At 72.0% G+C, this 15740-nt stretch carries 11 protein-coding genes; 6 read left to right on the forward strand and 5 right to left on the reverse strand.

Annotated features, from left to right (window positions below; genetic code table 11):
* The first annotated feature begins 185 nt into the window (after window positions 1-185).
* Both AAW13_RS28090 and AAW13_RS28095 read left to right on the forward strand, forming a co-directional pair.
* On the forward strand, window positions 186-1700 hold the full coding sequence (locus AAW13_RS28090) for a glycoside hydrolase family 3 protein (protein WP_046729365.1): 1515 nt from the start codon (window positions 186-188) through the stop codon (window positions 1698-1700).
* A 110-nt stretch (window positions 1701-1810) separates the two neighbouring features.
* Complete coding sequence (locus AAW13_RS28095; protein ID WP_079178994.1) at window positions 1811-3304, forward strand: glycoside hydrolase family 76 protein; 1494 nt, start codon at window positions 1811-1813, stop codon at window positions 3302-3304.
* 124 nt (window positions 3305-3428) lie between these two features.
* Here AAW13_RS28095 and AAW13_RS28100 read toward each other — a convergent pair whose 3' ends face one another.
* Window positions 3429-3857 (reverse strand): secondary thiamine-phosphate synthase enzyme YjbQ, encoded by a 429-nt coding sequence (locus AAW13_RS28100; protein WP_046729366.1) that lies wholly within the window; start codon window positions 3855-3857, stop codon window positions 3429-3431.
* 84 nt (window positions 3858-3941) lie between these two features.
* On the opposite strand from AAW13_RS28100, the gene AAW13_RS28105 reads away from it, so the two are divergent.
* Complete coding sequence (locus tag AAW13_RS28105; RefSeq protein ID WP_046729367.1) at window positions 3942-5018, forward strand: NAD(P)-binding domain-containing protein; 1077 nt, start codon at window positions 3942-3944, stop codon at window positions 5016-5018.
* Between the two features lie 201 nt (window positions 5019-5219).
* On the opposite strand, the gene mltG is transcribed toward AAW13_RS28105, so the two are convergent.
* Entirely contained in the window at window positions 5220-6008 is a 789-nt protein-coding gene (gene mltG, locus AAW13_RS28110) for an endolytic transglycosylase MltG (RefSeq protein WP_240528761.1), read from the reverse strand.
* A 209-nt stretch (window positions 6009-6217) separates the two neighbouring features.
* Window positions 6218-8029, reverse strand: a complete 1812-nt coding sequence (locus tag AAW13_RS28115; protein WP_046729368.1) for an ABC transporter ATP-binding protein — start codon at window positions 8027-8029, stop codon at window positions 6218-6220.
* Window positions 8030-8124: 95 nt separating this feature from the next.
* Here AAW13_RS28115 and AAW13_RS28120 point away from each other — a divergent pair, with 95 nt between their 5' ends.
* Window positions 8125-8577: a MarR family winged helix-turn-helix transcriptional regulator gene (locus AAW13_RS28120; protein ID WP_046729369.1), complete on the forward strand. Its 453-nt coding sequence runs from the start codon at window positions 8125-8127 to the stop codon at window positions 8575-8577.
* Window positions 8578-8646: 69 nt separating this feature from the next.
* Here the strand turns inward: AAW13_RS28120 and AAW13_RS28125 are convergent, their stop codons facing one another.
* Both AAW13_RS28125 and AAW13_RS28130 read right to left on the reverse strand, forming a co-directional pair.
* Window positions 8647-10062 carry a cation:dicarboxylate symporter family transporter gene (locus AAW13_RS28125; protein WP_046730086.1) on the reverse strand — a complete coding sequence of 472 codons (1416 nt, stop codon included), beginning with the start codon at window positions 10060-10062 and terminating at the stop codon, window positions 8647-8649.
* 168 nt (window positions 10063-10230) lie between these two features.
* The gene (locus AAW13_RS28130) at window positions 10231-11826 is read right to left on the reverse strand and encodes a peptide-N4-asparagine amidase (protein WP_240528762.1); all 1596 of its coding nucleotides are present in this window, start codon (window positions 11824-11826) and stop codon (window positions 10231-10233) included.
* Window positions 11827-11976: 150 nt separating this feature from the next.
* Between AAW13_RS28130 and AAW13_RS28135 the strand changes: the two genes are divergently transcribed.
* Both AAW13_RS28135 and AAW13_RS28140 read left to right on the forward strand, forming a co-directional pair.
* Window positions 11977-13491, forward strand: coding sequence for a M1 family metallopeptidase (locus AAW13_RS28135; protein ID WP_240528763.1), 1515 nt, complete (start codon window positions 11977-11979; stop codon window positions 13489-13491).
* A 214-nt stretch (window positions 13492-13705) separates the two neighbouring features.
* Window positions 13706-15658, forward strand: a complete 1953-nt coding sequence (locus tag AAW13_RS28140) for an N-acetylmuramoyl-L-alanine amidase (protein ID WP_240528764.1) — start codon at window positions 13706-13708, stop codon at window positions 15656-15658.
* Window positions 15659-15740 lie beyond the last annotated feature (82 nt).

A 15740-nucleotide genomic window follows, 5' to 3' on the forward strand; every position in this document is an offset into this window, starting at 1 on the left:
GCACCGCGGGCCACACCAGCCCCTTCGAACTCGCGTGCAACCAACTTGGACTAGACCAACTCGACCTGTCAAACATCCCGGTTGGGGGCGTGTTGCCGCCAACAGGGCACACCCCGGCGCCACTTGACAGCGGCGGTTAGCCTGAGCGGGACGCATTGGTCTGTACCAACGGGAGGGCGCACGCTATGGTCTCCAGCAAGCACAGCGGCAAGGAGTTGCGGCGACTGGCGCGCTCCGTCCTGCAACCCGGGTTCGTGGGCACCGAGGCCCCCGACTGGTTGCTGCGCGAGATCGGGGACGGTCTCGCGTCGGTCGTGCTCTTCTCCCGCAACATCGTCACACCCCGCCAGGTCGCGCGTCTGACCGGGCAACTGCGCGCGGCGAACCCCGAGTTGATCATCGCGATCGACGAGGAGGCCGGGGACGTCACCCGGATCGAGTCGGCGACCGGTTCCACCCGGCCGGGCAACTTCGCGCTCGGAACCGTCGACGACACCGAGTTGACCGAGGCCGTCGCCGCCGACCTGGGCCGACAGCTGCACACGGCCGGCGTGAGCCTCGACTACGCGCCCAGCGCGGACGTGAACTCCAACCCGGACAACCCGATCATCGGCGTCAGGTCCTTCGGCGTCGACGCAAAGGTGGTGGCGCGGCACACCGGGGCCTGGATCCGGGGCCTCCAGTCGGCCGGTGTCGCCGCCTGCGCCAAGCACTTCCCGGGCCACGGCGACGTGGCCGTGGACTCCCACCACGGCCTGCCCGTCTACGAGGCCGACCGGGCGCGGATCGCCGAGCAGGCCCTGCCACCGTTCCGTGCCGCGATCGACGCGGGCGTGCGCGCGGTGATGACCGGCCACCTGCTGGTCCCCGCCTACGACCCCGAGCTGCCCGCCACCCTGAGCCACCGCGTCCTGCACGAACTGCTGCGTCAGGAGCTCGGGTTCGACGGCATGGTGGTCACCGACGCCATCGAGATGGGCGCCGTGGCCGGCCGCTACGGCATCGGCGGCGCCACGGTCAGGGCGGTGGCCGCGGGCGCGGACGCCGTCTGCGTCGGCGGCGAGAACGCCCAGGAGGCGACCGCGGTCCTGCTCGTGGACGCCCTCGTGGACGCCGTCGGGTCGGGAGAGCTCCCGGAGGAGCGGCTCGCCGAAGCCAGCCTGCGCGTCCGGGAGTTCGCGACGTGGTCGGCGGGGCTCAGCCCGGCCGGCGTGGCCGCCTGGGACGCCGCCGGCATCGGGTTCGCGGCCGCCCGTCGCGCCATCCGGCTGACCGGGGCCGTGCGGCACGTCCTCCCGCTGGTCACCGCGCCGCACGTGGTGGAACTGGCGCCCACCACCAACCTGGCCATCGGCAGGGAGACCCCCTGGGGCGTGGCGGCCCCGCTGGGCGAGCGGCTGCCCGGGACGACGTCGGCCCGGGTACGCCACGAGGACCTGCGGACGGGCGACACCGCCCTGGAGACACAGGCGTTGGCCCCCGCGTCGGGACGCCCCCTGGTCGTGGTGGTCCGTGACGCCGCCCGGCACCCGTGGATGGCGCGGGCCCTCACGGAACTCGTCACCGCCCGCCCGGACGCGATCGTCGTGGAGATGGGCCTGCCCGGCACCGTCGTCCCGTCGGCCGCCCAGATCTTCACGCACGGGGCCACGGCCGCCTCGGGGATCGCCGCCGCAGAGGTGCTGGCGGGTGCCCTTTAGGGCAGACCTGAGTGCAACGTCCGTACCCGCGGGCCACGTTGACGCCTCCCTGCCGCTTCCCTACCTTCCGAGAGCGCTCTCACGTCCGTCCCTCAAGGCAGGGAGGCCCCATGCCCCTCGTCCGCAGGCCGAGCAGCCGCCGCCCGCGCCGCCCGCGCTGGCCGGCTGCGCTGCTCGCAGCCGCGCTGTCCGCCGTCCTCGTTCCCCTCGCACCCCAGGCATCCGCCGCCGCCACCTCGGCGGCGGCCACGGTGTGCAACAAGTACTGCGACGGGCGCGACCCCGCGCTCTCCGCCGGCGACCGCACGCCGGTCACGGCGAGCATCTACTCGCGGTCGCTCGTCCTGCACTTCGACGACGCGGACGCGATGGGCTGGGCGTCCGTCGACAACGGCAGCCCGGGCGACGAGGTGTGGCTCGACCGGTCCTTCGACGGCGGCCGCACCTGGAGTTCGGGCAGCAGGCTCGGCGACACCACCGTACCCACCGGTCAGCGCGGCTGGCGCACCCTGATGTACAACGTGGACGACTGGAACAACCTCGGGGTGGGCGCCCTGCGCGCCTGCGGAAAGGCCGGGGACCGCGCCGAGATCGCGTGCACCCCCTGGGCCCGTACCACCTGGAACGCGGGCGAACCGCGCACCGCCGCGGCCACCGCCCTGATGGCCTCCTACGACTACGGAACCGGCCTCTTCGACACCACCGGCTGGTGGAACTCGGCGAACGCCCTGACCGCGGTCATCGACAACATCCGGGTGACGGGCATGGGCAGTTACCGGTACGCGATCGCCCGCACCTACGACCTGAACGTCAACGCGCAGGGCGGGCGGTTCCGTAACGACTACATCGACGACACCGGCTGGTGGGGCCTCGCCTGGGTCGCCGCCTACGACCTGACCGGCGACAGCCGATACCTGGACACGGCCCGTGCGGACGCCGACCACATGGCGGCCTACTGGGACACCACCTGCGGCGGCGGAGTGTGGTGGAGCACCGCGAGGACCTACAAGAACGCCATCGCCAACTCCCTGTACATCCAGCTCAACGCCGCCCTGCACAACAGGGTCGCGGGCGACACGACGTACCTCGGCCGGGCCCGCGCGGGCTGGACCTGGTTCCAGAGCACCGGAATGATCAACGGCTCGCACCTGGTCAACGACGGTGTCGACCTGGCGACCTGCGGCAACAACGGGCAGGCCGTCTGGTCGTACAACCAGGGTGTGCTGCTCGGCGCCCTGGCCGAGCTGTACCGGGGCACGGGCGACGCCGGACTGCTCACCGACGCGCGGCGGATCGCCGACGCCGCCACCACCACCTCCCTGCTCCACACCTCCGGGGGCATCCTGCGCGACCCCTGCGAGAGCGGGGACTGCGGAGCCGACGGGCCGTCCTTCAAGGGCGCCGACGTGCGCGGCCTCGGCAGGCTGAACTCGGTGCTGCCGGACCACCCGTACACCGCGTACCTCAGGCGCCAGGCGGACAGCGCCCGCACGAACGACCGCAATGCCCTGGACCAGTACGGGCTGCGCTGGTACGGGCCGCTCGACCAGGTGGACGCGGCACGCCAGCAGAGCGCCGTCGACCTGCTGAACGCGGCGCCCTGACGGAACCAACGGGGTGATCAGGAACCGGCGGGATCAGGAACCAACGGGGTGATCAGGAACCGGCGGGACCAACGGGGTGATCAGGAACCGGCGGGACCAACGGGGTGATCAGGAACCGGCGGGATCAGGAACCGGCGAGGAAGGAGATCCTCACCTTTCGCTCGAAGTTGTCCTTGTTCGTGTCGACCAGGCACACCGACTGCCAGGTGCCCAGTTCCAGGCGGCCGTCGATCACCGGGAGCGTGGCGTGCGGCGGCACGATCGCCGGAAGGACGTGGTCCCGGCCGTGGCCCGGACTGCCGTGCCGGTGCTGCCAGCGGTCGTCGGCGGGGAGCAGGGTGTGCAGCGCGGCCAGCAGGTCGTCGTCGCTGCCGGCACCGGTCTCGATGACCGCGATGCCGGCCGTCGCGTGCGGGGTGAAGATGTTCAGGAGGCCGTCGCGGCCGGCCGCGGCCTCGTCGAGGAAGGCCTCGCAGTCGCCGGTCAGGTCGACGACCCGCTCCCGGGACCCGGTGGCGACGTTGAGCACTCGTGTGGTGAAGGCATCCGACATGCCTCCATCCTGGCCCATGCGCCGGGCCGTCCGTGCGAGCGGCGGTACGGGAAGATCCCCGGCGACCCCTTGGTTGACTGAGGCGTGAACAAGGTGCGCGAGGTCGAAGTGGTCGTCATCGGCGCTGGTCAGGCCGGTCTGTCCAGCGCTTATCACCTGCGGCGCACGGGCTTCGAGCCGGACCGTGACTTCGTGGTCCTCGACCGCGCCCCCGCCCCCGGCGGTGCCTGGCAGTTCCGGTGGCCCTCGCTGACGTACGGCAAGGTGCACGGCATGCACGCGCTGCCGGGCATGGAGCTGACCGGGGCGGATCCCGCACGGCCGTCCGCCGAGGTCGTCGGGGAGTACTTCGCGGACTACGAGCGCACCTTCGGCCTGCGGGTACGGCGGCCCGTCGACGTCCGCGCGGTACGCGAGGGCGAGGGCGGGCGGCTGCTGGTGGAGACCGGCGCCGGGGACTGGTCGACACGGGCGCTGATCAACGCCACCGGTACCTGGGAACGGCCGTTCTGGCCGCGCTATCCGGGCCAGGAGACCTTCCGGGGAAGGCAGTTGCACACCGCCCAGTACAAGGGGCCGGAGGAGTTCGCGGGCCTGCGGGTGGTGGTGGTCGGCGGTGGCGCGTCCGGCACCCAGCACCTGCTGGAACTCGCCCCGTACGCGGCGGCGACCACCTGGGTCACCCGGCGCCCGCCGGTCTTCCGCGAGGGCCCCTTCGACGAGAACGTGGGGCGGACCGCGGTCGCCCTGGTGGAGGAACGGGTCCGGCAGGGCCTGCCGCCGCGGAGTGTGGTCTCGGTCACCGGACTGCCGCTCAACGAAGCGGTCAGGCAGGGCCTGGAAGACGGCGTCCTGGACCGGCAGCCGATGTTCGACCGCATCACCCCGGACGGGGTGGACTGGAACGCCGGCCGGCACGTCGACGCCGATGTCATCCTCTGGGCCACCGGGTTCCGCGCCGCCCTGGACCATCTGGCGCCCCTGCGGCCGCGCGAGCCGGGCGGCGGGATCCGCGTCCAGGGCACCCGCGCGGTCGCGGACCCGCGCGTCCATCTCGTCGGGTACGGCCCGTCGGCCAGCACCATCGGCGCCAACCGGGCGGGCCGCGACGCCGTACGGGACATCAGGCGACTGCTGGCCGGGGAACCCCTCGCCGCCTGACCCACGGACCGCAGTCCACCCCACGGGCCGCCACCCGCCTCCTGACCCACGGGCCGCCACCCGCCTCCTGATCCACGGGCCGCGGCCCGACCCACAGACCGCCGGCCGCCTCCTCCCCCACAGGCCGCCACCGGCCTCCTCCCCCACGGCCCGCAACCCGCCTCCTGGTCCACGGGCCGCAGTCCGACCCACGGCCGTCGCTCAGTGCTGCTGTCCTGAGGGGGACGGCTGGCGTCCCCGGCCGCCGCGCGCGGCGTTGAACTCGGCGACGTTGCGCTGGTGTTCCGTGTAGTCGGCGGTGAACCTCGTGTCGCCCGGCTTGACCGTGACGAAGTACAGCCAGTCGCCCGGCGTCGGGTTCAGCGCGGCCCGCATCGCTTCCTCGCCCGGGTTGTCGATCGGCGTGGGCGGCAGGCCCATGCGCTGATAGGAGTTGTAGGGGCTGTCGCTCCGGGTGTCGTCCACGGTGGTGTCGAGAGTGCTGCGGTCCAGGCCGTAGTTCAGGGTGGCGTCCATCTGGAGCGGCATGCCGTGCTGGAGCCGGTTGAAGACGACCCGGGCCACCTTTCCCATGTCCGCCTTGTTCGCGGCCTCGGCCTGGACGATGCTGGCGACCGTCACCGCCTGGTAGGGGTTCATCGTGTCGCGCTGGGCGCCGGCCGCGAGAGGCGCCTTGCCGAACCTCTGGTTGGCGGTGTCCACCATGAACCGCAGCACGGACTGCGGGGTCGCGTCCCGCGCCACCGGATAGCTGGCCGGGAAGAGGTAGCCCTCCGGGTTGCCCGCGGCCTCGCCGGGCAGTTTCAGGTCCGCGCCGCCCACGGACTGCCTGGTGCTGCCGGCCGGGAGGGCGAGGACCTTGTCGACGGCGTCGTAGACCTGCGACGCGCGCCAGCCCTCGGGGATGACCAGGGTGGCGGACCCGGCAGTGCCGCGCAGGGTCAGCAGCGGCACCATCACGGCCGCGCCGGCCACGACGACACCGGCCACGCCGAGGGTGACCCTGCCCCGGGGCGTCAGCCGGACCGTGTTCCGTCGGACCCTGTTCCGTCGGGCCGGACTCCGTCGCGACGGGCTCCCGGTGACCGGGCTCCGTCGGACCGTCTTCCGTCGCGGAATGTTCATCTGCATGCGGGCACATTAGCCCGCATACACCATCAAACCCGGCATATCTTCAGCTCGTCGGCGGAGCCGCGTGCTCACACCGCCGGCCGCCCCGCCGTCTCCAGTTGGGCGTCCCTGCGCACCAGCGCCGCGTACCGCCCGTCGAGTTCCAGCAGTTCCTCGTGCGTGCCCCGCTCGGCGACCCGCCCGGAGTCGAGGACCACGATCTGGTCGGCGCCGCGGACCGTGGACAGCCGGTGGGCGATGGTGACCGTCGTGCGGTTGGCCGACAGTGCGTCGATGGCGTCCTGGACCGCGTGTTCGGTGCGGGTGTCCAGAGCACTGGTGGCCTCGTCGAGGATCAGGACCGGCGGGTCGCGCAGGATGGTGCGCGCGATGGCCAGCCGCTGCTTCTCGCCGCCCGAGAACCGGTGGCCGCGCTCGCCCACGACGGTGTCGTAGCCGTCGGGCAGCGAGGCGATGTGGTCGTGTATCTGGGCCGCGCGGGCGGCCTCGTGCAGTTCCTCGTCGGTGGCGTCCGGCTTGGCGAAGCGCAGGTTCTCGGCGACCGTCGCGTGGAAGAGGTACGTCTCCTGGGAGACGACGCCGACCGCGCGGGCGAGGGTGTCGAAGTCGAGGTCGCGGACGTCGACGCCGTCCAGGGTGACCCGGCCGCCGGTGACGTCGTAGAGCCGCGGAACCAGGTAGCCGAGCGTCGACTTGCCGGCGCCCGTCGGCCCGACGACAGCCAGACCGCCGCCCGCCGGGACGGTGATGTCGATGCCGTCGAGGACCGGGCCGCCCTTGCCGTCGTAGCGGAATCCGACGTTCTCGAAGCGGACCTCGCCCTTCACCCGGTCCAGGTGCACCGGCTCGTCCCGCTCGGTGATGTCGACCGGCAGGTCGAGGTACTCGAAGATGCGCTGGAAGAGCGCGAGCGAGGTCTGGATCTGGACGCCGGTCGCCAGCAGGCTCACGGCCGGACGGAACAGGCCCTGCTGGAGGGAGACGAAGGCGACGATGGTGCCGAGCGAGATCTGCGCGTCCCCGGTCCGCAGGGCCAGGCCGGCGGTCCAGTAGATGACGGCGGGCATCGCGGCCATCACGATCGTGATCACGGCCATCCGCCAGCGGCCGGCCATGTTCGACCGCACTTCCAGGTCGACGAGGCGCTCGGACTCGTCGGCGAAGGAGGCGGTGAGCGAATCGGCGCGGCCCATGGTGCGGCCGAGCAGGATGCCGCTGACGGACAGCGACTCGGTGACCGTGGCGGCCATCGCGGCCATCTGCTTCTGACGCTGGGTGGTGATCTTCTTGCGTTCGTTGCCGACCCGGCGGCTGATCCACACGAAGACCGGGAGCAGCACCAGGGAGACGACGGTGAGCCGCCAGTCGAGGGCGATCATCGCGACGACGGTGGCGACCACGCTGGTCAGGTTGGAGACCAGGGAGGTGGCGGTGGAGGTGACGGTGGCCTGCATGCCGCCGATGTCGTTGGCGATGCGGGACTGCACCTCGCCGGTGCGGGTGCGGGTGAAGAAGGCGAGCGACATGCGCTGGAGCCGGCCGTAGACGGCGGTGCGCAGGTCGTGCATGACGCGCTGGCCGACGGTGGTCGATATCAGCGTCTGGAGGACGCCGAAGACGCTGGTGAGGACGGCACTGAGGATCATGCCCAGCGCGAGCAGGCTGAGCAGTCCGGTGCGGCCCTGCGGGATCGCGGTGTCGAGGGTCGCCTTCAGCAGGAAGGGGGTGGCGACGGACACCAGTGAGGCGGCGCCGACCAGCAGGCCGACGATCGCGAGGCGCCCGCGATAGGGGCGGAACAGGCTGAGGATGCGGCGCACCTGGCGGGGTTGCCCGGCCGAAGCGCCGTCGGGGGTCCAGTTGATCTCGTCTCGGGGCATGGCTCCTACGGATGGGTGCGGTGTGTACGGACTGGCGGAGCATAGCTCACTGTTACCTACGCTCACAATGAACTGAGTCCTGTTATTATTCCCGCATGAACACCCCCGACCCCGACGGCCCGCTCGCCGAGCAGCTGTTGCGCCTCACGCGCCGGGTGTGGCGCATCCAGAAGCGCCACCTCCAGGCGCGCGACCTCGGTGTCACACCGGCCCAGTCCCGGCTGCTGCGCACCCTCGCGCACTATGACGCGCCCCCGCGCATGGCTGATCTCGCCGAACGCCTGGAGGTGGTACCGCGTGCGGTGACGACCCTGGTCGACGGTCTGGAGGCGAGCGGCAAGGTGCGCCGGGCGCCGGACCCGACGAACCGCCGGGTGACCCGGATCGAGATCACGGACCAGGGGCACGCGACCCTGGCCGGACTGCACGCGGCGCGCAGAGCCGCCGCGGAGGAGATCCTGGCCCCGCTGACGCAGGAGCAGCGGGAGGCGCTGGGCGGTCTGCTGGACACGCTGGTCGACGGTCCGGTGGCGGCGAAGCACTGCTGAGGCACGCCGAGGCGGTTCCCTTCCGGCGCCCTCCGGAAGGGAACCGCCTCGGGCCGTACGGGCGGCCGGTCAGTTGTCGAGCACCGGCTCCCTGACCGGGTTCTGCTCCGGTTCCTGCCGCTGCTCCGGTTCCTGCTGCTCCCGCCGCTGCTCCGGTTCCGGTTCCTGCTCCGGCTTCGTGGCCGACACCGGTTCGACCTCACCGCCCAGCACCCGCTTCGCCCGCTCGACGTCCAGCGCGCCCTCCCAGCGGGACACCGCGAACACGGCGACGCAGTTGCCGAGCAGGTTGGTGACGACACGCATCGAGTCCATGATGCGGTCGACGCCGAGCAGCAGGGCGACGGCACCGGCCGGGATCGCGCCGAGCGAGGACGCGGTCGCGGACAGCGCGAGGAAGGCCGAGCCGGGGATGCCGGCCATGCCCTTGCTGGTGAGCATCAGCACCAGGACGACGGTGACCTGCTGACCGAGACTCAGGTCGACGCCGACGGCCTGGGCGATGAACAGGGTGCCGATGGAGAGGTAGAGCGAGGCGCCGTCGAGGTTGAAGGAGTAGCCGGTGGGCAGCACCAGGCCGACCGCGTCGTCGCGCGCACCCGCCGTGCGCAGTTTCTGCATCACGCGCGGCAGCACGGACTCCGTGGAGGCGGTGCCGAGCGCGAGCAGCAGTTCCGCGCGGATGTAGCGGACGAACCTCCACAGGCTCAGCCCCGTCAGCGCCTTGAGGACGACCGCGAGCAGGGCGATGAAGAGCGCGGCGGCGGCGTAGCACAGGACTATGAGCTCGGCGTACGTCTCGATGACACCGAGTCCGTACTGGCCGATCAGGACGGCCATCGCCCCGAAGACGGCGATGGGGGCGAGCCGCATCACGAATCCGACGATCGCGAAGACGACCTCCTGGGCCTGCTCGACGGCCGGCAGCACCTGCGGCACCCGGGTGTGCCCGAGGTGCAGCAGGGCCGCGCCCACCAGGCAGGCCAGCACGAGCACCTGGAGCAGGGAGTTCTCGGCGAAGGCGCCCACGAAACTGGTGGGCAGGGCGTCGAGGACGAACTCCGTCGTGGAGGGCAGTGACCCGCCGCCCGTCTTCGCGTCGACCGCCTTGGCGCTCAGCGTGGCCGGGTCGACGTGCATGCCCGATCCGGGCCGCACCACGTTGGCGGCGACGAGTCCGACGACCAGCGCGAGCGTACTCGCCACCTCGAACCACACCAGCGCCTTGAGCCCGATCCGCCCGAACGCCTTCAGGTCACCGGCCTTGGCGATGCCGACGACGACCACGCAGAACACCAGCGGGGAGATGATCGTCCTGATGAGCCGGGTGAAACCGTCGCCGAGCGGCTGGAGGTCCGCGGCGAAGCCGGGCCACAGCCGCCCGACGACGATTCCGAGTACGAGCGCACAGGCGACCTGCGCGAAGAGAGAGGTACGCAGCATGCGTGCGACGCGTCCCGGCAGGGACGGTACGGACTGCGGCACGGGCACTCCTTGTGGGGGTTTCGACTCGCGGAAGCCGAGCGGGACTTCTGCGATACGGAAAGCTGCTTCCGTGTCGATCACCCTGAAGGCCTTGTTGATCCCGTCCGAAACCACGGTGTGTCAGCCGGGTAAATCACGCGCCGAGTGACGCATCGCACACGAGTCGGTTCAGCAGCCGCCGCGGTCCTCCGTCAGCACCCCCTGTTCGGTGGCCAGCGAGCGCTCGTAACACCCGCCCGGCCCGTGCACCCGGTAGCGCTCGCTCGACGTACCGACCGCGTGCCGCTGGTCGCGGGGGACGTCCAGGAGGTAGGACGCGTCGCCGCGGTAGGAGTCGTCCGACCACGACCGGTCGCCGCCGGGCCGGACGACCGTCGCCCGGTCACCGAGGGCCAGTTCGGTGCGCAGCCGGTTGTCCGTCCCGATGGTGATGGCGCCGTCCATCGTGTACGTCCGCAGGGTGCGCGTGGTCCGGGGCGGTCCGCCCGCGCGCACGGTGACGCTCTGGTCGTCCGTCCAGGTGGCGTCCAGGGCGTCGGTCGTCTCGCCGTCGTTCCAGTGGTGGACGGAGGTGTTGGCGAGGGTCCGGCCGACGGTGGTGGTCACCCGGCCGTGCGAGGTGTCGACGTAACCGGCGACGGTGAGCCGGTGCCCGGCGTCGGTGTCCACCCGGTACTCCCCCGAACCCGGCGTGTACACCGAGGAGTTGGCGGGCTCGGAAGCCGTGGCCCCGGTGAGCTTCCCGGTCACGTGGGCACGGTGGGGATCCTGCCAGACCAGCACGTTCACCGGGGCGCTCCAGCCGGCCTGGCCCTCGGGCACCCCGGCGACGGAGACCTCGACCCGGTGCGGGCGCCCGTCGTTCAGGAGCCCCGCGAACGGCGTCAGGTCGTATTCGATCGGCCTGACGTCGAAGGCACGGGGGCCCGGGATGACGTACCAGAGGAAGGGGTTGGACCAGCCGCCGGTCCACACGTTCGGGAACGGCGCGGCGATTCCGGCCAGTTGGCCGTCGACCTTGATCTGCACCTCCCGGTACGGCCCCTTGTCCGCCTTGCAGGAGTACGACGCCGGGTCGGCCACCGTCAGGTACCAGAACTCCTCGCAGCCGCCGCCGGATCCGGTGGCGTACACCTCGGCGACGACGCGTTCGCTGTTGCGCGGGGTGGTGAGGGCGGTGCCGCCCTCCAGGGTCAGCACCTTGTCGGGAGCGGTGGCCGGCGGGCGCCCGGCGTAGAAGGTGAGCGTGACCTTGACGTCGATGACGCCGGTGTAGGTGTCGTCGACGACGTTGCCGATGAGCATCTCGACGTCCTGCGCGCCGCGGAAGGTGTCGCTGTAGCGGGTGACGTCCTTCTCGACGTGCCACTCGATGCCGTCCGGAGAGGGCTCGGGGGTGGAGGTGCGCAGCACCTCGACGCCACCGACGTGCAGGTAGCCCAGGCGGTCGTACTGACGGCCCTTCACCTGGCCGTCGAGCCGCAGCACCACCTTGCTCCAGCGGTCGCCGCAGCCCCGCGGAGGCGTGTACGCGCCCCGGTACGGCGTGAAGTCGCGGAACCGAGCCTCGGCCAGCGTGACCCGGCAGGACTTGGCGTGTTCCGGTACGGGCACCGGCGGGGCCGCGGTCACCGGGTCGTGCCAGTCGGTGCCGAACTCGGCCGGGACCTCGGCGGCGCGGGCGGCGGGGGCGCCCGCGCCGAGGAGCGTGCTCGCCAGGAGCGCCGCTCCGGCAAGCATGGACATGACGATCCGTCTTCTCATGGCCGGTGTTCTACGGGGAGTCGGCCGCCGCCCGCAACGAGCAGACCGGCCGACGACCACACGGCCGCCCCAGGGCCCAGAGGCGCGCCTCAGGCACACCCGGGGTGGACATATGATGCTATGAGATGACTCTGCTGACACAGTGCTGCCATGCAGATCACGACCGCTCGCGTCCGCCGCGCGGCTCTCGCCCTCACCCTCGGCGGAGCCGTCGCCCTCACCTGCGAAGCCGTTCTCACCGAGCCCCCGCGCGAGGGCCGGCACTCCCCCGCTCCCGGCCCCGCAGGCCCCGCCGGCCCCGCCGCGCCGGGCGCACCCGGCATCGGCGACCCCCTCATGCCGCTGGACGGCAACGGCGGCTACACCGTACGGCGTTACACCCTCGACTTCGACTGGCGGGCGCCCCGGACACCGTTCCCCGCCGGCACCACCGTCGCGGCCACCGCCACCCAGGCGCTGTCCCGCTTCGACCTGGACTTCGCGGGCAACACACTGCACGGGGTCACCGTCGACGGCGCACCGGCCACCGCCGTACGCCACGGGGACGAACTCGTCGTCACGCCCGCCCGCCCGATCCCCCGGGGCGCCCCGTTCACCGTCCGGGTCACCTACACCGCCGACCCGACCGGGCGACGGCACCGGAGCGACGCGATCCGGGAGTACGGCTGGGTGCCCACCCCCGACGGCACCCTGATCTACGCTCAGCCCGACGGCGCCAAACTGGTCTTCCCGGTGAACGACCACCCCAGCCTGCGCGCCCCGGTCACCTTTCGCATCACCACCCCGCCAGGGGTCGGCGCGGTGGCCAACGGCCGGCTCGTCGAACGCGTCGGCCGGCCGGGCGGACGCGTCCGGTGGACGTACGACTCCGAGGAACCGATCGCCGCCCAGCTGGTCCAGGTGGCGATCGGGAAGTTCACCTTCACCGACGGAACGGGCCCGCGCGGACTGCCGGTCCGGGACGTCGTGCCGGACGACCTGGTCACGGCCACCGCGGCCGAGCGCTCACGCACCCCCGAGCACCTCGCCTGGCTGGAACGGCGTCTCGGCCCGTACCCGTTCCACCGTTACGGCGTGCTGGTCGGGGACACCGACCTGCCGGTGGCCCTGGAGACGCAGTCGCTGTCCGTCGTGCCGAAGGGCGACCTGCTGGGCGACCGGATCGACGCCGAACGCGATCTCGTGCACGAGCTGACCCACCACTGGACCGGCGACAGCGTCGCCGTCCGGCGCTGGTCGGACCTGTGGCTGAGTGAGGGTCACGCCCGGTACTACGAACGGCTGTACTCCGCGGAGCACGGGGGCGTCGCCATGGAGGACGCCATGCGGGCCGCGTACGAGCAGCACGACCAGTGGCGTCACGACGACGGCGCCCCGGCCGAACCGACGGAGCCGACGCTGTTCAAGGTGATGCGGTACGACGGCTCGGCACTCGTGCTGTACGCCCTGCGGGAGAAGGTCGGTGACGAGGTGTTCGACCGGATCGAGCGCACCTGGGTGACCAGGTACCGGGGCCGTGCGGCGGGCACCCGGGACTTCGTGGCGCTCGCCTCCGAGGTCGCCGGCGAGGATCTGACGCCCTTTCTGACCCCGTGGCTGTACGGCCCGGACACCCCCGCGATGCCGGGGCACCCCGACTGGCGCGTGGACCCCGTCGAGGACTGAACGGGCGCGCTGCGGGCCCCTGGCGGCTGCCCCACCGGTGCCCGCCGACCGGGTGGCCTGTGCCGGAACGCTGGTCCACCCGGTTGACGTTCGGCGCGCCGTGCCGCGCCGGGCACGGAAACGTACGAGGGGTGACGTCGAGGGCAACCCCCCTTGCCCTGGTTGCGACGAGCGTGCTCGGAGACCCTCAGCAAGCGGTTGGAGACCCTCTGGTATGAGAAGAACTGTCGCTCCACGAGTGCCCGGCACCCTTCGGTCGTGCCGTCTGACGGCCTGCCTGATCGCGACGGCGGCGCTGCTGCCACCCCTGCTCATCCTTCCGGCCTCCGGCGCCGACGACACCGGGGACCAGCGGCTACAGAACGCCTTCACGGACGCCGCGCGCGAGTTCCACGTGCCGCGCAGTGTGCTCATGAGCGTCTCGTACATGCAGTCGCGCTGGGACACCCACCCGGGCACCCCCAGCGTCGCGGGCGGCTACGGGCCGATGCACCTCCTGGACGCCGGCGGCGGCCGTGGCCCGGCGCCCGCGCCCGGCCCGCGGGCGCCGGACGGCAGCCGCGCCGACCCGCCCGCCGCAACGGCGTTCACCTCCGGCGGCCACGCCGTGCAGCCCGCGAACCTGGAACGCGCCGCGCGGCTGATCCGGGTCCCGGCCGGACAGCTGCGGACGGACGCCGTCGCCAACGTCCGCGGCGGCGCGGCGCTGCTGGCCGCCGCGCAACGGCACCTCGGCAAGCCGCTCAGTACCGACCCGGAGGACTGGTGGCAGGCGGTGGAACGTTTCCCCGGCACCCGTGACGTGACGACGGCGGCCACCTACGCCGACGACGTCTTCGGCCTGATCCGCCGGGGCGCGCACCGGACCACCGCCGAGGGGCAGGAGGTCACCCTGCCCGCCTCCCCGGGCGTCAGAGCGCATCCCGGACCCCCGGCGGCACCGCGGCCGAAGAACGTCGAGTGCCCTCCCGAACTGTCCTGCGACTGGCTCGCCGCGCCCTACGAGGAGATCGACGAGGACGGCGACTACGGCAACCACGATCTCGCCGACCGGCCCCGGGACCAGCGCATCGAGTACATCGTCATCCACGACACCGAGTCGACGCTGCCGAACATGTTCCAGACCGTGCAGGACCCGACCGAGGCCTCCTGGCACTACTCGGTCCGCTCCAGCGACGGCCACATCACCCAGCACGTCAGGACGAAGGACGAGGCCTGGCACTCCGGCAGCAAGTTCGTGAACGCCCGCTCCATCGGCGTCGAGCACGAAGGTTTCCTCGCCCACCCCGGCACCTGGTACACGGAGCAGATGTACCGGTCCTCGGCGCGTCTGGTGCGCTTCCTGGCGAAGAAGTACGGCGTCCCCATGGACCGGCAGCACATCTTCGGCCACGACAACGTGCCCGCGCCGACCGCCGACTCCATCCCGGAGATGCACGAGGACCCCGGTCCGTTCTGGGACTGGCGGCACTACTTCGACCTGCTCGGCGCCCCGCTGAAGGCGACGGCAGGACCGGACAGCCCGATGGTGATGATCCTGCCGGACTACGCCACCCACAAGCCGCGGTACACGGGGTGCCAGGGCGACGGCAGACGCTGTCAGCCGCACGGCTCCAGCGCCGTGCGGCTGTACACCCGGCCGGACGAGAACGCTCCGCTGATCCAGGACCCGGGCCGCAGACCGGACGGCGAGAGCTCCACGGAGGACGTGAGCGACCTGGGCTCGCGCGTCTCCACCGGCCAGACGTTCGCCGTCGCCGACCGCAGCGGCGAGTGGACGGCGATCTGGTACCAGGGGCACAAGGCGTGGTTCAAGAACCCCGCCGCGCACCCGACGGCCGTCGGCGCGAGCGGCCGGATGGTGACCCCCAAGCAGGGCCTGGACGAGATCCCGGCGTTCGGACGTGCCCTCCCCGAGGAGGAGGCCTACCCGGAGGGGGTGGAGGAGGAGGACGAGTCGCCGCTGCCGTACACCATCCGGGCGGGTCAGCGGTACGTCACCCAGTCCGGCGTCGGCGGTTCCTATGTCGACAGGTCGACCTTCTCCGACGTACCCCAGCCCGTCGTGCTGGGCCACGAGCGGTACTACGAGATCCAGCTCGGCCACCGGCTCGCCTACGTCAGGGCGAACGACGTGGACCTGCTGGACACGCACGGCACGCGATAGCGGCAGGCCGGCACCGAGGTACAGCCGTAGGACGCCACCCGCACTCGAGGCGGGTGGCGTCCTACGGCTGTACGCGTTTCGG

This window comes from Streptomyces humi (assembly GCF_001005085.2).
Taxonomy (GTDB): domain Bacteria; phylum Actinomycetota; class Actinomycetes; order Streptomycetales; family Streptomycetaceae; genus Streptomyces; species Streptomyces humi.